Raw genomic sequence first — 18,026 nt, 5'->3', positions numbered from 1 at the left:
GGGGGGGGGGGGGGGGGGGTCTTGGGGGGGGGGGGGGGGGGGGGGGTCCCCCCCCCCCCCCCCCGGGGGGGGGGGGGGGGGGGGGGGGGGCGCGGCCGCCCCCCCCCCCCCCCCCCACCGCCGCGTTTGCCGCGCGACTCAGGCACGGCAGGCGGTCCAGGGCAGTGCGGCACCGCTCAGCAGGAGCATGGCTCCGAACAGCCACAGGACGTTGACCGGGACGCCGGTGACCGGCAGCGTGCCGCCGATCGAGGCGGTGCGGATGGTCGCCGTGACCTGCATGATGCGGGACACGCCCAGCGTGTCGACGCCCTGGGCGACGATGGAGTGCTTACCGGCGGCGAGCCCGGCCGGCATGGTCACCTGTGTGACGAACGAGCCCGCCGCGTCGGTCACGATGCTCGTGCAGCGCCACCGGCGTGGAGTAGATCGTCACCGTGACCGTGGAGTGCGGCGCGAACCCGTCACCGCTCACGGTCACCGCCGAACCCGGCCGCAGCACGCCGCTCTGCGTGCCCGTGTCGATGTCGAGGGTCGCCTGCGGCGCGGGCGGCACCGGCGGGTTCACCGGCGCGGCCGGCACCACGGGGGCGGAGGCGGCGCTCGGGACGGAGTCGCCGACGAAGACGTTGAGGGTTTCGCCGGGGGTCACGGTGAGTCGGCCGCTCACCTTCGCGCCCAGGCCGCCCTTCGCGGGCTCGACGTTGCCACCCCTGCCACCGATCACCACGACATCGACCTCCGTGACACCGGCCGGCATGGTGTAGGTGTCCGCGCTAGTCGTGGTGAACGACGTCGGGGCCGACTCGGTCGTGCGCGCCTTACCGGGAGCCGCTGCCGCCGGCGCCACGGGCACCAGCATCGTCATGCATACGCCGGCGATGGGCGTACTGCTTCCGCACAGATTCCTCCTGGAGCTTCTGTCCTGGAGCAACCGTATGCGGCTTTCACACTATTAGCATTCTCCTGCCCACTCTGCGTAAACAAGACCGCTGTCGACGGTCATCGTGTGAGCACGGACGAGCGCTTCCCCTGCTCGGCGCCGCGTTGCGCGTTCGCGGCCGACCGGAACGGTGTGTCCTCCCACCGCCACGGATGATCGGCCAGGACGAGCGTGTTCCACCCGCCGCCGAGGCAGGACGGCCCGCCGCTCAACGCGGCGACCAGCTCGTGCCACCGGTCCTCGTCCTCGTGCCGCACCAGGTCCGCCGCGTCGGCCACCACGAGGCACTGCCGCAGCGAGGCCGCCCGGTCGCCGACCGCCCCCAGCAGGTCCAGCCACCCGCGGCTCGCCGCATAGGGCAGCTGCAGCACACCGGCGAGGTGCTCGACGGCGCGAGCGGCCGTGGTGCACGCCGCGCCGAGCACGAGCCGCACGTCGGCCTCGTCCTCGTACGCCGCGGCCTGCAGCTCGTCGACGAGGTCCTGGACCCGGTCCGGCGGCACCTCCACCACGACGACCTTCCCGCGCGCACTCGCGATCCGCGTCACCAGCGCGTGCAGCGCGTCGTCATCGATCTCGTCCATCGCCTCAGGGTGCCAGCCGGTCGTCGCGAAGTGTGGTTGCATCAAGCATCGGCCCGGCTCACAGGGAGGCCAGACATGGCGAAGACCGCTCGGCTGAGCGCGGGGATGCTGTTGTACCGGCGCTCGGACCAGGGTGTCGAGGTGCTCGTCGGGCACATGGGCGGTCCGTTCTGGGCCCGGAAGGACGCCGGCGCCTGGTCCATCCCCAAGGGCGAGTACGACGAACACGAGGACGCCCAGGCCGCCGCCTTCCGCGAGTTCGAGGAGGAGCTCGGCGCCCCCGCGCCCGCGGGCACGCCCATCTGCCTGGGCGAGGTCCGCCAGAGCGGCGGCAAGGTCGTCACCGTGTTCGCCCTGGAAGGCGACTTCGACGAGCAGGCCGCGGTCAGCAACACCTTCGAGATGGAGTGGCCGAAGGGATCGGGCGTCATCAAGTCGTTTCCCGAGCTGGATCGCGTCGCGTGGCTCGGCCTGGAGGCCGCCAGGACCAAGCTGGTCAAAGCCCAGGGCGCCTTCCTCGACCGGCTCCACCAGCACCTGGAAGCCCCTGCCCGACCCGGCTCCTGACCGGCCCTCGGGGGCGCCAGGCCAGTCATCGCGAGGTGGCCCTGTCCCCGCGGCCGAAGTGCGCCGAGCATTGGCCACATGCGAATCTCCGACGCGACGACCCTGCTGGCCCGCACCCCGACCACGGTGTCCGCGCTGCTGCTCGACCTGCCCGACGAGTGGCTGCACCGCGACGACGGCCCGGACACCTGGAGCGCGTACGCCATCGCCGGCCACCTCCTGCACGGCGACGAGACGAACTGGATCCCCCGCATCCAGCTGATCGTCGCGCACGGCACCGGCCGCACCTTCGAACCCTTCAACCGCGTCGCGATGCTCTCCTGGGACCGCGAGCCGGTGGCAACGCTGCTGGACCGCTTCCACGCGACCCGGGCCCGCGCTTTGCAGGACCTCGCCAACCTGGGCCTCACCGCCGACGACCTGACGCTGACCGGCACCCACCCGGAGTTCGGCACGGTCACGCTGTCCCAGGTCCTGTCCGCCTGGGTCGCCCACGACCTGACCCACGCCGCCCAGATCGCCGAGGTCCTCGCCGGCCGATACCGCCACGACGTCGGCCCCTACCGCCGCTACATGCCCGCCCTGGACCGCTTCGCCCCCGCCGAGTGACCGACCGCCGCTCGGTACACTCGCCGACGGCAGCGCCGTAGCGCAGCGGTGGACGCGTCCGACTCCGGATCGGAAGGACGCCGGTTCGAATCCGGCCGGCACTGCCTCCAGCCGCGCCGAGGCCGCTTTTCTGTCGTACCCCGTGGTTGAGTGTCTCCATGGCCAGCCGGCTCGCTCTCCCCCAAGACCACGAATCTCAGCGACTCACCACAACGACCTACCCCCCTCAAGCCCAGAATCGACGCAGCTCCCGATCTGGCCCGAGCAAGCAACGCCATCCCACCCGCAAAGCTGACCGCCGCCCGCACACCGCCCGCACGGAAAGCCCTCCACGAACCTTCCGAGACGGCGCAGCCGACGAGCCCACAAACCAAGAGCCTGCCGCCGCGGTTTCGAGCAGCCGCTGGATGGACCGACAGCAAGCCGACCGCCTTGCCGCAGATTCGAGAAGCCCAGACCCACCGCTCCACACAGGCGAGCAATTCCGCCCGCGAATCGATCCGAGGCGGCGCCAGCCGACGAGCCCAATAGCTAGCGCACCTCGCCACGGCATCAAGAAAGCGCGGACGAAGCAACGGCGAACCGACCCGCACCCGCCCCAGCCTTGAGGGGATGCGGATGGGGCAACAGCAAGCCGACCGGACCCGCCAGGTTCGAGAAGGCACAGCCCCCACCAGCGAGCAGACATCAATCCCACAAGAGTCCGAGGCGGCACAGCCGCGAGCCAACCGACTCAAGCACCCACGGTTTGAGAGGGCGTGGTGGAGCCGCACCCCCACGGACAGACGGACACCAGCCATCCCGCCCCTCCGAGTCGGCGCAGCCGACGAGCCAACCGACCCGAGCACCCCGCCACGGATTTTGAGGGGACGTGGGTGGAGCCGCACTTCATGGACAGGCGGACACCAGCCACCCCGCCCCTCCGAGTCGGCGCAGCCGACGAGCCACGCACCCAGAGCACCCCGCCACGGTCTTGAAAACGGCGTGGATGGAGCCGCACCCCGCCCTTCCGAGGCGGCGCAGCCGACGAGCCACGCACCCAGAGCACCCGGCTACGGTCTTGAGGGGGCGTGGGTGGAGCGAAGCTCCCCCAATGGGAAGCGCGGGCGAAGCCCGTGCGCGGGGAACCAACTCCACCACCAACGCGAAACGGCGCAGTCCGTTGAGCAGACTGCGCCGATTGGTGGAGTTGAGGGGACTCGAACCCCTGACCCCCTCGATGCGAACGAGGTGCGCTACCAGACTGCGCCACAACCCCAGTCGGCCCGCCGGAGTGGGCCGGGCCCAAGAGTAGCAAACGGGTTGGACGGGGCGCGAATCAGATCACTGACCTGATGCCCGCGTGTCGTAAGGGCGGCCTCGGACGGCGCCCAGGGCGCCCAGGCGGGCGGCCTCGCGGCGGGCCCGGTCGCGTTCGGCGAGCTGGGCGGCGACGGCCTCGCGGCGTTGGGCGGCGCGGCGGAGTTGTTCGCGGCGGACCTGGGCCTGGCGGCGGGCGATCCAGGCGGCGTACTGGGCCTCGCGGCGGCGGCGGCGCTGCTCGGCGAGGGCGCGGGTGCGCAGGTGGGCGACGTAGGCGACGAGCAGGGCGCCCGTGACGGCGAAGCCGACCCAGAAGCCGCTGCTGACGAGGGCGACGCCGCCGAGCTCGACGAGGTTGAGCAGGACGAGGGCGAGCAGGACCCGGCGGCGGCGGTACATGGCGCGGGGCGCCCGGTGAGGACGGCGCCGGCGGGCGTTGGCCGGCACGACCCGCAACGGCGGAGGGGCGGCAGGCGCAGCGGCACCGGGCGCGGCGGCGCTGGCGGGAGGAGCGACCGTGCGGTGCACCACAGTGCGGGGCGGGTTGACCGGGCGGCGGCCGGGGATCGTGCGGCGGCGGCGGTCAGCGCGCATCCCGGCACGGGTCAGCACCCGTGCCGTGGACAACGCCCGCTCCGCCACCAGCCGCTCTGTGGCGTCGTACCGGCGCACCAACGCGGGCGCCAAGGCCAGGAGCCCAGCAGCGGCAAGGACGGCGAGGAGCACCGAGGTCGGCACCCTCACGCCTCCGTTCACCGACTCGCACGCCGGTCCCCCCAGGCGCGCGAAGTCATCCAAGTCTGTGGAAGTTACAGCGTGGTAACTCCGACTCAGAACAGTACGGGTTGCGCAGCGTCACACCACGTCAACACGCAGGAGGAAACACCCGAAAAGGAGGAGCCGAGCAGGAAAAGAAGGAGCCGAACAGGGGGAGCCGGGAAACGTCAGGCGGCGAGGACCTTGTGCCAGCGGGCGAGGAGGCCGCCTTCGGTGGAGATGTCCTCGGTGGTCATGGCGTAGCCGAGGTGGTCCCGCCAGTCGCCGTCGATGTGCAGGTAGCGGTGGTGGTAGGCCTCCTGGCGGAAGCCGAGCTTCTCCACGACGCGCCGGCTGGCGAGGTTGTCGGGCCGGATGTTGACCTCGATGCGGTGCAGGCCGCCGACGCTGAAGGCGTGGTCGACGGCGAGCGCGAGCGCGGTCGGGGTGATGCCCTTGCCCGCGTGGCGGGAGTCGACCCAGTAGCCGGCGTAGCCGGAGCAGAAGGCGCGGCGCACGATGTTGCCGAGGGTGAGCTGGCCGACGAGCTGGTCCTCGTAGCAGACGGCGAACGGCATGGCGCTGCCGTTGCGGGCGGCGCGGCGCAGGTCGGCGTGCACGGCGCGGAACGCGGCCGGCGAGTTGAGGTCGTGCCACGACCCGTACGGGGTGGGCTCCCACTTCGACAGCCACTGCTCGTTGGCGCGGCGGACCTCGGCCCACGGGCGGGCGTCGGCGCGCCGGTAGGGCCGCAGGGTGACGGGACCGTCGGTCAGGACCGCCGGCCATCCAGGCTGACTCATCGCCGTCTATCCAACATGATGACGTCCACTGTAGAGCCCGCGGCGGCGCTGATCACCTTCTCGCCCAGGACCATGAGCCCGTTGGCGTCGGCGAGGCCTGACAGCGTGTACGGGCCGCCGGCGAGCGGCATGACGGTGTAGCCGCCGCCGCGGCGTTCGGTGATGTACGCGGGGCGGAACTCCCGCATGCCGGAGGGTGAGCTGACGGTCTCCAGCAGGTGCGCGCGCACGCTGGGCCGGAAGACGGGGTCCGCGCCGGCGAGCAGCTGGATGACGGGCCGGGCGAGCACCTCGAAGCCGATGAGCGCGGCGCCGGGGTCGCCGGGGAGGCAGACGATCGGCACGCCGTTGACGCCGGCGGCGCCGCCGATGGTCCCGTAGCCGAGCGACGAGCACGGGTACACGGAGAGGTCGGAGAAGACGACGGACCGTGACAGGATGCGCCGGACCATGTCGCCGGGGCCGGTGCCGGTGCCGCCGGTCGTGATGATGAGGTCCGCGCGCAGCATCTGGTCGTCGAGCAGCCCGCGGAGCCCTTCGGGATCGTCGTCGCAGATGCCGACGCGGTACGCGTGCGCCCCGGCCTCGGCAGCCGCGGCGGTGAGCGCGTGGGAGTTGGCGTCGACGACCTGGCCGGGCTGGCTGGCGCGGCCGACGTCGACGAGCTCGTCGCCGGTGGCGATCACGACGACGCGGGGGCTGGGCCGCACGACGACGTGCCCGATGCCGCTGGCGGCCAGGACGGACACCAGCGGCGGGGTCACGTACGCACCGGCGCGGGCGAGGACCGCCCCGGCGGGCAGCTCGTCGCCGGCGCGGCGCACCCCGTGGCCGCGCTTCGTCGGGTGGTACACCTCGACCGCCGCCATGCCCTGGTCGGTCATGCCCGGCGGCACCACCACGTCCGCCGAGACCGGCATCAGGGCGCCCGCGGCGACGGAGAAGCAGGTGCCCGGGGTCAGCCGGACCGGCCGCCAGCTCGAGGCGACCAGGTCACCGACGACGCTGAGCCGGACCGGGCGGCCCGGCTGCGCGTCGCTGATGTCGTCGAACCGGGCGGCGTAGCCGTCGATCGCGGCGTGGTCGAACGCGGGCACGGGGCCCGGTCCGACCACGTCCTCGGCGAGCACGTTGCCGTGCGCGGCGGTGATCTCAAGGTCCAGCGGGGGCAACGGGCGCAGGCCCCGGAGCACGCCGGCGAGATAGTCGGCGAGTGGGACGCGCGCGTTCGACCCGACGCCCGCATCGCGTGCGGCGTCGTGGTGGGAGCCCGTCGCTGGAACCGCTGTCACCCGCGCAGATCCTTCTCCACGAACTGGGTCAGCCACTGGCTGAACGCCGGGCCGAGGTCGTCGCGCTTGCACGCGAGCTGGACGACGGCCTGCAGGTACCCCAGGGGCATGCCGGTGTCGTACCGGGTGCCGCGGTACACGATGCCGTGCACCGGGGTGCCCTCGGCGAGCAGCAGGGCCATCGCGTCGGTCAACTGGATCTCGCCGCCGGCGCCGGGGCCGATGCGGCGGATCGCGTCGAACAGGGTGGGCGGGAGCACGTAGCGGCCGATCACGGCGAGGTTGCTCGGCGCCTCCGAGGGCTTCGGCTTCTCCACGAGGCCGGTCACCTTCAGTACCTCGCCCGCGTCCGCCGACAGGTCGGAGGGCTCGACGGACGCGATCCCGTAGCGGCTGGTCTCGTCGGGCTCGACCTCGATGAGGGCGAGGACGATGCCGCCGGTCTGCGCCTGGAGGTCGAGCATCGCGGGCAGCAGCGGCTCGGTCTCCTCGACGAACTCGTCGCCGAGCAGGCATGCGAACGCTTCGTTGCCGACGTGCGACTCACCGTACGAGATGGCGTGACCGAGGCCGAGGGGCTCGCCCTGACGGCAGGTGTAGATCTCGGCGAGCTCGCTGGGGCGCTTGACCGCGGCGAGCCGCTCGTCATCACCCTTCTCCTGCAGGCGCGCCTCGAGGTCGGGACGGCGGTCGAAGTGGTCGACCATCGATGTCTTGCCCCTGCCTGTGACCAGCAGGATGTCTCGGATGCCGGCTGCCGCGGCCTCTTCCACGATGTACTGGAGGACGGGCCGGTCAACGACCGGCAGCAGCTCTTTCGGCACGGCTTTGGTCGCCGGGAGGAAGCGGGTGGCCAGGCCCGCCGCCGGGATCACGGCTTTGACAGCCCGCTGGCGCTGCGCCGCGGGCTGGTGAGGAGTCGTGTCAGGCATGTGGCAAGGCTAGCCGCCGCGGGTCTGTCGTGGCGGTTGTGCCGACTTTGGCGCGCCGGGCGTCACCTCCGCACTAGCCTTCACGGGCTCTTCCGAACCCGCGAACGGCGCCTCCGAACCCGCGAACGGCGCCTCCGAACCCGCGAACGGCACCTCCGAAGAACCCGCGCACGGCACCTCCGAACCCGCGAACGACACTTCCGACGAACCCGCGAACGGCACCTCCGACGGACCCGCGAACGACTCCTGCGGCGCCGCCACGGCCAGGTCAAGGGCGATCTTGTACATGTCGCGGCCGGCGGCCTTGGCCGCGTAGAGCGCGTCGTCCGCGGCCTCGAGCACCGCCGCTCCCGTCGCGCCGTGGATCGGGAAGACCGCGATGCCGATCGAGACCGTCACCGGGATGCGCCGCGGCGGCTGGCCGGGCGTGGAGGAGATCACAAGGACCGGGCTGCGCCGTACGGCGGCACCCAGCCGCTCGGCGAGGACCGCGGCGCCCGTCGCGTCGGTCTCCGGCAGCAGCACGACGAACTCCTCGCCGCCCTGCCGGAACGCGAAGTCGACCTCGCGGATCTCCGCCCGGAGCCGGCGGGCGAACTCGGCCAGCACCGCGTCCCCGGCCGCGTGCCCGTAGGTGTCGTTGACCTCCTTGAACCGGTCGAGGTCCAGGGCGAGCGCGGCGAGGCTGCGGCCGAAGCGGCTGGCCCGCTCGACCTCCCGGCGCAGCGACTCACGCAGGTACCGGTAGTTGGACAGGCCGGTCAGCGGGTCGGTGAGCGACAGCCGCTGCGCCTCCTCGTGCACCCGGACGTTGTCGACGGCGACGGCCGCCTGTCCCGCGAACGTCCGCAGCGTGATCAGGTCCGCGTCGTCGAACTCGTCGAAGCCGTGCCGGTCGTACAGGGCGAGGACCCCGCGCGCGGCGGGCGGCAGGTCCGATTGGGGCTCCAGGCCCGTGGTGGGCCCCACGCCGGGTGCGGCGATCGGGACCGCGACGTACGTGATGCAGCGCGGCTCGGCGGGTGCCAGGACCGGCCCGTCCCGGTCGACCCGGCCACGCCGCGGCTCACCGGAGGCGGCGACCGTGCCGAGCAGCCCGTCACCGAGCTGGAGCCGCAGGTCGGTGGCGTCGAACCCGGCGACCCCCTCCGCCACCTGCCCGCGCAGCTCGCCGCTGGCCGGGTCGACCATCAGGACCACCCCGGACTGCGCGCCGGTCGCGGCCGTCGCCGTCTGCAGGATGACCTGCAGGATCCGGTCGAGGTCGTGGGTGCCGGCGAGGGTGTCGCCGAGCACGCCGAGCTGCCCGCGCAGCTGGTCGCGGCTGGCGGTCAGCGCCTGCACGTACCCCTGCATCTCGCGGGTCATCCGGTTGAACGTCTGGCCGAGCCGCCCGACCTCGTCCTGGCTGCGGACGGGCACCCGGGCGCTGAGGTCGCCGTCGGCGACGCGCTCGACCGCCAGGGCCAGCTCGGTCAGCGGGTGGGTGGTGGAGCGGGCCAGCCACCAGGCGACGCTGACCGCGACCACCCCGGCGCAGGCGACGACGGCGACGAGCACCGCGTAGAGGCCGCCCGTGTCGGGCTCGGGCACGGACAGGGCGAGGGTCAGCGGCTGGCCGGGCTGCGGCTCGAGCCGCCGGACCAGCAGGCCGCCGGTCGTGGTGCCGGTCGCGCCGCGGTCGAGCCCGCCGGCGACGCGCACCGCCTCCGAGTCCGGCTGGCCCGCCGCGAGCGACTCGACCCGCACCCCGCTGGCGTCGGCGAGCCAGGCGAGGAGGGTGGCGTCGACGGGCTCGACCGCGTACGCCCGGCCGATGCGCCGCGAGCTCGGGTCGAGCACGTCGACGGACGCGGCGACCGCGGCGAACGGCGCGGGGGCCGGCGCGGCGCAGTCGGCCCACGGCTTCGGCGGCAGCGTGCCCGCGGTGGTGACCACGGTGCCGTCGGCGCCGCTCACCTCGACCGCGCGGGCGAGCCCGCGGACGACGGCCCGCGCGGCCGCGTCGGGCTGGTCACCGCCGGCGGTGACGAGGGCCGTGGTCTCGGCGGCGAGCCGCAGCCGCTGGCACGTGACGGCGAGGGCGGCCTCGACGTTCTGCGCGCCGGATTCGAGCCGCTCCTTGGCCCGCTGCTCGCTGACGGCGGCGACGGCGATGCCGACGAAGACCGCGCCGAGCAGCACCGGTCCGAGCACGACCGCCAGGAAGGCGGCGGTGAGCCGCGCCCGCAGCGTCACGTCCGTCCTCCCGAAGCTGTGTTTCTGCGATGCTGTCACAGATGAGGAGGATTTGAGCGGTGCCGCCTGCGGTGTCCCCGAAATCCGAGCTCCGGTCGCACATCCGGTCCGCTCGGCGCTCTTCCGCGCACCCATTTTCGGACAATTCACTCATTGTTGCTGTTTCTGCCATGGTGCGGGCAGCCGGCGCGCGCTCGGTCGCCGCCTACGTGCCGTTGCCGTTCGAGGCGGGCGGCCCCGAGCTCCCATCCACCCTGGCCGCCCTGGTGCCGCAGGTCCTGCTGCCCGTGCTGCTGCCCTCGCGCGACCTGGACTGGGCTCGCTACGACGGGACGCTGGCCCGCGGGCCGCTCGGCCTGTCGGAGCCGACCGGCCCGCGGCTCGGCGTCGACGCGGTCCGCTCGGTCGACCTGATGCTGGTCCCGGCGCTCGCCGTCGGGCTGGACGGGACGCGGCTCGGCCAGGGCGGCGGCTCCTACGACCGGGTCCTCGCCCGGGTCACTGCCCCGACGATCGCCCTGCTGCACCCGGGCGAGCTCCTGCCGTCCGTGCCCGCCGAGCCGCACGACCAGCGGGTCTCGGGAGCCCTGGTGGGGGCTACCGCCAGGTATGAGACCGCCCACCTCCACTGGACGAAAGGATGTGCGATACCGCACTATTGGCACTCGATAGGGTTGAGTGCCAATGATGGAGGCTGAACGGTGCCTACCTACCAATACGCCTGCACGGCCTGCGGCCACCAGCTCGAGGCGGTGCAGTCCTTCACGGACGACGCGCTGACCGAGTGCCCCGAGTGCCAGGGCCGCCTGCGCAAGCAGTTCTCCGCGGTGGGTGTGGTCTTCAAGGGCTCGGGCTTCTACCGCACCGACTCCCGCTCCTCGACGAAGTCGAGCACCTCCTCGGCGACGTCGTCCTCGTCGTCCTCCGAGTCGAAGTCCTCGGACACGAGCTCGAGCTCGTCCTCCGACTCGAAGCCGGCCGCGGCCTCGACGTCGAGCACGTCCTCGGCGGGCGCGTCGACGAAGTCGGCCTCCTCGGCCGCCTGAAGCCGCTCACCGAACAGCAGGCTGCCCGCACCACACAGCAGGCCGCTCGCACCAGACAGCGCTACGCCCCGCCGGTCACCGGCTCGGGGCGTAGCGCTGTCTGTGCCGGTCCGTCAGTCCCAGTGCGGGGGGCGGTCGGCGAGCAGGCGGTCGTCGTTGGACGCGCTGCGCTCGCCCCAGCCGGCGTCGGTGTCGTCGGTCGTGGTGTCCGGCAACACGACCAGCTCGTCGGCGAAGTCCTCGAAGGAGACTTCGCGCTGCTCATCGGTGGATGCCCACTCGTTCGTCGTCGCCACGCCGCGAGCGTACTCCGGCGAGTTTGCGGGAAGTTGGCCGAATGACGACAGTCGCCCTTCCGTCGACAGGTCACACTCGGCGGCATGACAGACGACAGTGCCCCCCAGCACCAGACCGATCCGCGGCAGGCGGAGCAGGCAGCGGACGACCAGCCGACCGTGCGCCTGGACCAGGGCGACCCGGACGCCACCCGTCCGATGTCGCTCGCCGATCTGCTGAACAGCGACTGAGGTTCCCCCACCGGGCCGGGTCCGGCTACCGGCCCGGTGGGTACGCTCGTGGCGTGAGTGACGACGCCTTCTGGCGGCGGCCGCCGGAGGGGGCCGCACCGCCACCCCCGGCCGCGCCGGCCGAGCCCGCGGCGGTCCCCTACACCGGTGCGCCGCGCAGCGCGCCGCCCCCGCGTGGGTGGCGGCCCCCGACCGTCGAGCGACCGGCCGCGCCGCGGAAGCTGCCCGCGCAGGATCCCGAGCGGATCGACCGGGAGGAGCAGGCGGCGACGATCCTGACCAAGGGGATGGGGATCTTCGCCGGGGCGGTCATCCTCGTGCTGCTGCTGATCTTCTGCGGCCGCCTGCTGTTCTGAGTGCTAGAAGCCGTCCCAGACCATCTTGGCGCCCGTGTCTCCGGCCTTGAAGACGAAGTAGAGGGCGGCCACCGCCAGCACCACGGTCAGCCCGCTGAGTGCCCAGTGGGCGGCGGCGGGGCCGATCGACACGGCCGCGGCGGGGCGGACCACGTACGCCATGACGAGCGTGACAAGGGCAAGACCCACCACGATCAGAAACAGCGTGCTGCCGAAGTCCTCGTGCTCGCTGATCTTCGCCTGCAGCTGGCCGGACTGGAAGTTGGGGCTCTCCCCGAACGCCTCGCCGGACTCCTTGGCGGCGAACACCGCGCCGGGGGTGGCCACGGCCAGGACGACCATGGTCCAGCGGGCGTGGTGACGGGCGGCCGGCCAGACGGCGTACAGGATGCCCGCGATCGCCAGCAGCGGCACGAGCACGACTGCCGCATGGATGAAGAACGGGTGAGCCGGTAGACCGAGCACACGTTCGAACACGGGGCCTCCTCTTCGTCGGGCGATCCTCCCCCACCGGACGTGTACACAACCCGAGCACCGGCAGTTCAAGCAAGAGCTCAGAAACATTTGAACGGTTCCAGGGTGCGTGGTGTTATTGGAAGCGTGTCGGGTGAGGATCTGCTGCGCGCCCGGGGTCTGCGGGTGACGCGGCCCCGGCTGGCCGTGCTGGAGGTCCTGGAAGCGTCGCGGGGGCAGGCGCAGGGCCATCTGGACGTCGACCAGATCGCCGCTCGGGTCCGGGACCGGCTCGACACGGTCTCCACGCAGGCGGTCTATGACGTGCTCAGCGCCCTGTCCCGGGCCGGGCTGGCGAGGCGGATCGAGCCCGCCGGCAGTCCCGCGCGCTACGAGTCACGTGTCGGCGACAACCACCACCACATCGTCTGCCGCGGCTGCGGAGAGATCGCCGACGTGGACTGCGCGGTCGGCGACGCGCCGTGCCTGACGCCGTCGCAGGCGCACGGGTTCGTCGTCGATGAGGCCGAAGTCACATTCTGGGGGCTGTGCCCCGCCTGCCAGCAGCGGCACGCCGACGACCCGGCCGAGGACCTGCCGAGTTGAGCGACCCGGGGCTCTTCGGGCCGGACTCGGTCACCTGGCGGGTGCACCGGGAGCCGATCGTCACCGTCGGCGGCCTGCGCAGCCTGTACCTGCAGGCACTGCTCCCCCGGGCGGTCGCGGGCGTCGAGCAGAACAGCCGGTACCGCAAGGACCCGTGGGGCAGGTTCCAGCACACCGCCATGTACGTGGGGACGGTCGTCTACGGCACGACCGAGCAGGCCGAGCGCGCCGGCCGCCGGGTGCGGGCGATCCACGCGAAGATGACCGCGACCGACCCGCGCACCGGCGAGCGCTTCCGCGTCGACGACCCCGACCTGCTGCGATGGGTGCACGTCACGGAGGTCGAGTCGTTCATGGAGGCCGCCCTGCGGGGCGGGCTGCGGCTGAGCGGGCCGGAGATCGACCGCTACTACGCGGAGCAGACCAGGGCGGCCGAGCTCGTCGGCCTCGACCCCGCCACGGTGCCGGACTCGGCGGCGGCGGTCGCCGCCTACTACGAGCGGATGCGTCCGGAGCTGGAGCTGACCGTCGACTCCGCGGCGACGGGGCTGTTCCTGACGCTGCCCCCGCTGCCGTACGGGCTGGGCCTCACCCCCGTCCGGGGAGCCGCGCTCGGGGTGTCCGCGCTGGCGATCGGCCTGCTGCCGGCGTGGGCGCGCCGCCTGTACGGGCTGCCCGGCCTCCCCGGGACCGACCTGATCACGTCGGCGAACGCGCTGGTCCTCGGCCGGATGCTGAGCGCCATCCCGATCGACTGGATCTCCCCGCTGCGCCGCGACGCGATGCGCCGCCTCGCCTCCTGAGGGCCGTCACACCGTCGCGCTCCCCGGCGTTGAGCGGTTGGCATGAAACTTCCATGGCTCGCGCTCGCCCTGGCGACCGTCGCGCTTCCGCTGGCGCTCGGCACTTCACCGCTCGATGTTGCCCTATATGCCGGATATTTCGCTTATGCCGTCGTGGCGCCGGGCACGCTGCTGTACCGCGCGATCCGGCCCACGCCCCAGTCGCTGCTCGAGGACCTCACGTACGGCACCGTCGTCGGGCTGCTCGCCGAAACGGCCTGCCTGGCGGCCGCGAGCCTGCTCGACCTGCGCGGCTGGCTGTGGGCGTGGCCGCTGCTGGCGATCGTCCCGCTGGCGCGCCACCGGCGGAGCCCCGACTATCCCGAGCGGCCGTCCGCGGCCTGGTCGTGGGCGGTCGCCGGGATCGCGGCCGGGTTCCTCGCGTACCTGACGGCGGCGTTCCTGGCGGTCAACCCGCCGCTGCCGACCGGTGGCGCGCACGACTACATGATCGACCAGCTGAACCTCCTCGCCGTCAGCGCCGACCTGAAGCACCACTTCCCGCTCGCCGTCCCCGAGCAGGGCGACCGGACGCTGGGGTACCACTGGTTCGCGTACGGTCACGTCGCCGCGAGCAGCCTGATCAGTGGCGTCGACCTGCCGGTCGTGTGGTTCCGGCTGGATTTGCCGGTGCTCGCCGTGCTGGCCGTGTGCCTGCTCGCGGTCACCGGCCGGCGGGTCGCCGGGCATCCGTGGGCGGGCCCCGTCGCGGCGGCGCTGATGTTCACCGTCGGCGAGCTCGTCCCGCAGCGGCAGGCGCCGGCGTTCTTCGGCTCGATCACCGCGTACTACAGCTGGTCGAGCCGCTCGCTGCTGTTCGGCGCGGCGCTGAGCATGCCGCTGATCGCGGCGATCGTGTCCGTGCTGCGCGGCGGCGGGCGGCGGGACTGGCTGCTCGTGCTGCTGTTCGCGGCCGGGACGACCGGCGCGAAGTCGACCATCGTCCCGCTCTTCGGGGCGGGGGTGGCGGCGGTCTGCACGGTACACCTCCTGCGGCGACGGCCACGATGGACCCCGTGGCTGCTCGGGGGGTCGCTGGCCGCCATCACGGTGGGTGCGGTCGCCGTCCTCTACGGGTTCGAGGGGCAGGGCCTGCGGTGGGGGCCCTTCGCGATCATGCTGGACTTCGTCGGGAGCCAGCGGCACGGGACCACGGTGCGTGACGTCCCGCTCATCCTGTGGGGTCTCGGCGCGTACGGCATCGCGATGGGCGCCCGCCTCGCCGGCGTCCTGCTCCTCCGCCACTGGGATGACGCCTGCGTCTTCCTGGCCGGCACGACCGTCGCGGGCGTCGCCGGCACGCTGTGTGTCTGGCACGTGTCGTGGAGCGAGCACTTCTTCGTCGTCGCCGCCTGGCCGTGCGCGGCGATCCTGTCGGCGACCGGCCTGGTCCGCCTGCCGTGGTCGCCGCGCGCGCTGTGGACGGCGCTCGCGGTGGCGGCGGCGCTCGCGGCGGTGTCGGTCGCGTTCACCCTGCCGGTGCCGCGGCATCGCTGGTGGGTGCCGCTGCCGGTGTACGCCCTGGGCGCCCTCGTCCTGGTGTCGGCCCTGCTCCTGTACCTGCTCTCGCACCGGCTCTCGCCCCGGCTCTTGGATCGGCTCTTGGATCGGCTCTGGCACCGGCTCTTGGATCGGCGTGCCGGGGCTTTCGGGGCGCTGGTCGTGGTGCTCTTCGCCGGCGTGGCCCGGCTGCCGTTCGACGCGGTGACGAACGCGAACCTCGGCCTCGCGTACCACATCCGGATCACGCCCGACCAGGTCGCCGGCGCCCGCTGGCTGCGCGCCCACAGCACCCCCGCGGAGTACGTGGCCACGAACGTCCACCGTGTCGGCGGCAGCGGCCTGATGCGGGGGCAGAGCCTCGCGTACTGGATCTCCGCGTACAGCGAGCGCCGCGTCCTCCTGGGCAGCTGGGGCTACTCGCCCGAGTCGACGGAGTCACAGTCCCGCGCGCACCGCATCGGCCCTGCGCTCACCTACTGGGATCCGGCGCGGCTCGCGCTCAACGACGCGGCCGTGCTCGACCCGACCCCTGCCCGGCTGTCGTGGTTGCGGGAGCAGCGCGTCCGCTGGATTCTCGTCGACCGCGCCCACGGTACGCCGACCGCGGCGCTGCCCACCCTTACCGACCTGGCCTGGCAGCGCGGCGACATCACGGTCTACCGGCTCCGCACTCCTTGAGCATGGCACTTAGTGTCAGCAACGCGTCTAAGTGCCAAAATTGTCGTGCGGCGCATAGAATGCCTGCGTGAGCCTCGCCGATCGCAAACGTCAGCTCGTCCGCGACGAGCTGACCGAGGCCGCGCTGCGGCTCCTGGCGATCCAGGGGTTCGAGGAGACCACCATCGACCAGATGGCCGCCGCCGCGGGCGTGTCCCGCAGGACGTTCTTCCGCTACTTCCAGTCCAAGGAAGACGTCATCATCGAGCGCCTCAGCGACCTCGGCCGCCGGCTCACCGCCACCCTGGCCGCCCGCCCCGCACCCGAACCCCCGGCGGCCGCCCTCCAGCACACGCTGCGCACCTTCACCGACACGTTCCGGGAGCACCCCGAGAAGTCCCGGCGCCTCACGAAGATCATGGTCACCACCCCGCCGCTGCTGGCCCGCTACCTGGAGCGCCAGGTCACCTGGCGCGCCGCCCTCTCCACCGAGCTCGCCACCCGCATCGGCACCGACCCCACCACCGACCCCCGCCCCGCCGTCCTGGTGGCGGTCGCGTTCGCCGCCTTCGACACCGCCCTGATGCGCTGGGTCGAGCAGGACCCCGCCCCCGACCTCGACACCCTGCTCTCAACCTGCTTCACCGCCGCCTTCCCCGGCTGATCAGACAGCGGGCCGGATCCGCCATCCGATCACGCCCTGGCGCCGCGGGTCCGCGGATGGCGGAGTGAGGCGATCCACGCAGCGCCACAGGCCAGGCACCTGGGACGAGCAGCGGACGGCTGGGCCAGTCGACGAAGGCCCGCGGTCCTTCAGTGCGGCACAGCCGCCAGCAGGGCATGAGCAGCGAAAATCGCACCAGGATCACTGCGTGCCCAGGGCAACCGGCAAACCTCGCCAACAAGGGTGACGACCAAGACGACATCCGCGATGGTGACGCCAGGCAATCCGCCCAGCACCGCAGGCCAAGCACCACACGCCGCAGGCCGGCACCGCACACCGCCCCCACCGCAGGCCACCCCACACCGCAACCCGGGCACCGTCACAGGCCACCCCCGCGCGCCCCACGCCGGGCACCACATGGCGCAGGCCCACACCGCATCGCACACCGCAACCCGGTTCCCCACCGCAGGCCGCCCCGCATGCCCAAGCCGGACTCCGTGCGCCGCGGGCCAGGGCCCCGCACGATGCAGCCGCATCGGAACACCGAGCACCCCACACCGCGACCGGGCCCGCGCCGCAAGCCGCAAGCCGGGCTCCGCGCGCCACAAGCCGGGCTCCGCGCCACAAGCCAGGGACCCGCACGATGCAGGCTGTCCCGGCACACTGGGCACCCCACACCGCACACCACACCCGGGCCATCGCCGCAGGCCGCCCCGCATCGCAAACCCGGGCACCGCCGCAGGCCGCCGGACCGCAGCCCGGGCACCGAGCGTCGCAGGCCGAAGCCCCGCACGATGCGGGCCGTCCCAGCGCGCCGGGCACTACAAACCGCAGGCCATCACCGCACACTGCAGCCCGGGCCACGCCGCAGGCCGTCCCGCATCGCAAACCCGGGCACCGCCGCAGGCCGCCGGACCGCAACCGGGGCACCGTGCGCGCAGGCCGGAACCCGCACACGACGCAGGCCGCCCCGCGCCCCGCAAGCTGGGGACCACACAGGCTGCCACCGCACGCCGCCAGGACGGGACCCCGCATGCCGCAAGGCCGGACACCCACACTGCGCAGGCCGGCACTGCACGCCGCCAGGCTGCACGCCGCCAGGCTGCACGCCGCCAGGACGGGGCTCCGCACGCCGCAGGCCGGGCTCCGCGCCACAGCGCCGGCGCCAGGCCTGCGGGTGCACGGCGGCTGCGGGGATGGGACGCAGACCCTTGGAGCGCAGAGCCGTTGACCGCATCGGCGTCGGCGCAGAAGTTCACGGCGACGGCGACGGGGCCGAGGGGCGCCGGGAACTGACGCCGCGGCCCGGCAGCACCCTCACCACGCACTGCTGCAAGACCGCTGCT

The 18,026-nt window shown here is 73.0% G+C and carries 20 protein-coding genes, 2 tRNA genes and 1 pseudogene; 11 read left to right on the top strand and 12 right to left on the bottom strand.

Annotation, left to right across the window (positions count from 1 at the left end; all coding sequences use genetic code 11):
* Positions 1-138 precede the first annotated feature (138 nt).
* The 3 genes from ACFY3L_RS50705 to ACFY3L_RS50695 all read right to left on the bottom strand — a co-directional run bounded on the left by ACFY3L_RS50705 (position 139) and on the right by ACFY3L_RS50695 (position 1,527).
* Positions 139-357: a hypothetical protein gene (locus ACFY3L_RS50705; protein ID WP_389341809.1), complete on the bottom strand. Its 219-nt coding sequence runs from the start codon at positions 355-357 to the stop codon at positions 139-141.
* A complete protein-coding gene (locus ACFY3L_RS50700) occupies positions 332-868 on the bottom strand; it encodes a hypothetical protein (protein ID WP_389341806.1) in 537 nt (178 codons plus the stop codon). The genes ACFY3L_RS50705 and ACFY3L_RS50700 overlap by 26 nt, the downstream gene beginning before the upstream one ends.
* A 134-nt stretch (positions 869-1,002) precedes the next feature.
* Positions 1,003-1,527, bottom strand: coding sequence for a hypothetical protein (locus ACFY3L_RS50695; protein WP_389341803.1), 525 nt, complete (start codon positions 1,525-1,527; stop codon positions 1,003-1,005).
* Between the two features lie 75 nt (positions 1,528-1,602).
* Between ACFY3L_RS50695 and ACFY3L_RS50690 the strand changes: the two genes are divergently transcribed.
* From ACFY3L_RS50690 to ACFY3L_RS50680, 3 genes are all read left to right on the top strand, one after another.
* Entirely contained in the window at positions 1,603-2,094 is a 492-nt protein-coding gene (locus ACFY3L_RS50690) for an NUDIX domain-containing protein (RefSeq protein WP_389341800.1), read from the top strand.
* 78 nt (positions 2,095-2,172) lie between these two features.
* Complete coding sequence (locus ACFY3L_RS50685) at positions 2,173-2,703, top strand: DinB family protein (protein WP_389341797.1); 531 nt, start codon at positions 2,173-2,175, stop codon at positions 2,701-2,703.
* A gap of 31 nt (positions 2,704-2,734) precedes the next feature.
* Positions 2,735-2,807: transfer RNA gene (locus tag ACFY3L_RS50680), tRNA-Arg, on the top strand.
* A gap of 1,077 nt (positions 2,808-3,884) precedes the next feature.
* Here the strand turns inward: ACFY3L_RS50680 and ACFY3L_RS50675 are convergent.
* From ACFY3L_RS50675 to ACFY3L_RS50650, 6 genes are all read right to left on the bottom strand, one after another.
* A tRNA-Ala gene (locus ACFY3L_RS50675) sits at positions 3,885-3,961 on the bottom strand.
* Positions 3,962-4,026: 65 nt separating this feature from the next.
* Positions 4,027-4,749 (bottom strand): hypothetical protein, encoded by a 723-nt coding sequence (locus ACFY3L_RS50670; protein ID WP_389341794.1) that lies wholly within the window; start codon positions 4,747-4,749, stop codon positions 4,027-4,029.
* A 200-nt stretch (positions 4,750-4,949) separates the two neighbouring features.
* Positions 4,950-5,564, bottom strand: a complete 615-nt coding sequence (locus ACFY3L_RS50665; protein WP_389341791.1) for a GNAT family N-acetyltransferase — start codon at positions 5,562-5,564, stop codon at positions 4,950-4,952.
* Entirely contained in the window at positions 5,561-6,856 is a 1,296-nt protein-coding gene (gene glp / locus ACFY3L_RS50660; RefSeq protein ID WP_389341788.1) for a gephyrin-like molybdotransferase Glp, read from the bottom strand. Before glp ends, ACFY3L_RS50665 begins: the two co-directional genes overlap by 4 nt.
* Positions 6,853-7,788: a UTP--glucose-1-phosphate uridylyltransferase gene (locus tag ACFY3L_RS50655; protein WP_389341784.1), complete on the bottom strand. Its 936-nt coding sequence runs from the start codon at positions 7,786-7,788 to the stop codon at positions 6,853-6,855. Before ACFY3L_RS50655 ends, glp begins: the two co-directional genes overlap by 4 nt.
* Positions 7,789-7,797: 9 nt before the next feature.
* Positions 7,798-10,026, bottom strand: coding sequence for a diguanylate cyclase (locus ACFY3L_RS50650; protein ID WP_389341781.1), 2,229 nt, complete (start codon positions 10,024-10,026; stop codon positions 7,798-7,800).
* 59 nt (positions 10,027-10,085) lie between these two features.
* Here ACFY3L_RS50650 and ACFY3L_RS50645 point away from each other — a divergent pair, with 59 nt between their 5' ends.
* The gene (locus ACFY3L_RS50645; RefSeq protein WP_389341778.1) at positions 10,086-10,724 is read left to right on the top strand and encodes a 5-formyltetrahydrofolate cyclo-ligase; all 639 of its coding nucleotides are present in this window, start codon (positions 10,086-10,088) and stop codon (positions 10,722-10,724) included.
* 3 nt (positions 10,725-10,727) lie between these two features.
* A pseudogene (locus ACFY3L_RS50640) lies at positions 10,728-10,820 on the top strand (FmdB family zinc ribbon protein); the annotation flags it as partial.
* A gap of 62 nt (positions 10,821-10,882) precedes the next feature.
* Here ACFY3L_RS50640 and ACFY3L_RS50635 read toward each other — a convergent pair.
* On the bottom strand, positions 10,883-11,026 hold the full coding sequence (locus ACFY3L_RS50635; protein WP_389341816.1) for a hypothetical protein: 144 nt from the start codon (positions 11,024-11,026) through the stop codon (positions 10,883-10,885).
* A 159-nt stretch (positions 11,027-11,185) separates the two neighbouring features.
* Complete coding sequence (locus tag ACFY3L_RS50630; protein ID WP_344512267.1) at positions 11,186-11,368, bottom strand: hypothetical protein; 183 nt, start codon at positions 11,366-11,368, stop codon at positions 11,186-11,188.
* 84 nt (positions 11,369-11,452) lie between these two features.
* Here ACFY3L_RS50630 and ACFY3L_RS50625 point away from each other — a divergent pair, with 84 nt between their 5' ends.
* Both ACFY3L_RS50625 and ACFY3L_RS50620 read left to right on the top strand, forming a co-directional pair.
* Positions 11,453-11,599, top strand: a complete 147-nt coding sequence (locus tag ACFY3L_RS50625; protein WP_389341775.1) for a hypothetical protein — start codon at positions 11,453-11,455, stop codon at positions 11,597-11,599.
* 53 nt (positions 11,600-11,652) lie between these two features.
* On the top strand, positions 11,653-11,955 hold the full coding sequence (locus tag ACFY3L_RS50620) for a translation initiation factor 2 (protein ID WP_344512201.1): 303 nt from the start codon (positions 11,653-11,655) through the stop codon (positions 11,953-11,955).
* Between the two features lie 3 nt (positions 11,956-11,958).
* Here ACFY3L_RS50620 and ACFY3L_RS50615 read toward each other — a convergent pair whose 3' ends face one another.
* Complete coding sequence (locus tag ACFY3L_RS50615; RefSeq protein ID WP_389341772.1) at positions 11,959-12,432, bottom strand: DUF2231 domain-containing protein; 474 nt, start codon at positions 12,430-12,432, stop codon at positions 11,959-11,961.
* 123 nt (positions 12,433-12,555) lie between these two features.
* Between ACFY3L_RS50615 and ACFY3L_RS50610 the strand changes: the two genes are divergently transcribed.
* The 4 genes from ACFY3L_RS50610 to ACFY3L_RS50595 all read left to right on the top strand — a co-directional run bounded on the left by ACFY3L_RS50610 (position 12,556) and on the right by ACFY3L_RS50595 (position 16,680).
* Positions 12,556-13,014, top strand: a complete 459-nt coding sequence (locus ACFY3L_RS50610; RefSeq protein ID WP_389341769.1) for a Fur family transcriptional regulator — start codon at positions 12,556-12,558, stop codon at positions 13,012-13,014.
* Positions 13,011-13,817, top strand: a complete 807-nt coding sequence (locus ACFY3L_RS50605; protein WP_389341766.1) for an oxygenase MpaB family protein — start codon at positions 13,011-13,013, stop codon at positions 13,815-13,817. The genes ACFY3L_RS50610 and ACFY3L_RS50605 overlap by 4 nt, the downstream gene beginning before the upstream one ends.
* Positions 13,818-13,859: 42 nt before the next feature.
* Positions 13,860-16,037 carry a hypothetical protein gene (locus ACFY3L_RS50600; RefSeq protein WP_389341763.1) on the top strand — a complete coding sequence of 726 codons (2,178 nt, stop codon included), beginning with the start codon at positions 13,860-13,862 and terminating at the stop codon, positions 16,035-16,037.
* 67 nt (positions 16,038-16,104) lie between these two features.
* Complete coding sequence (locus ACFY3L_RS50595; RefSeq protein ID WP_389341760.1) at positions 16,105-16,680, top strand: TetR family transcriptional regulator; 576 nt, start codon at positions 16,105-16,107, stop codon at positions 16,678-16,680.
* Positions 16,681-18,026: the final 1,346 nt, after the last annotated feature.

Source organism: Dactylosporangium sp. NPDC000521, from assembly GCF_042898305.1.
Taxonomy (GTDB): domain Bacteria; phylum Actinomycetota; class Actinomycetes; order Mycobacteriales; family Micromonosporaceae; genus Dactylosporangium.
Note: the sequence above shows the minus strand (reverse complement) of the source record. Positions and strands in the feature narration are given on the sequence as shown.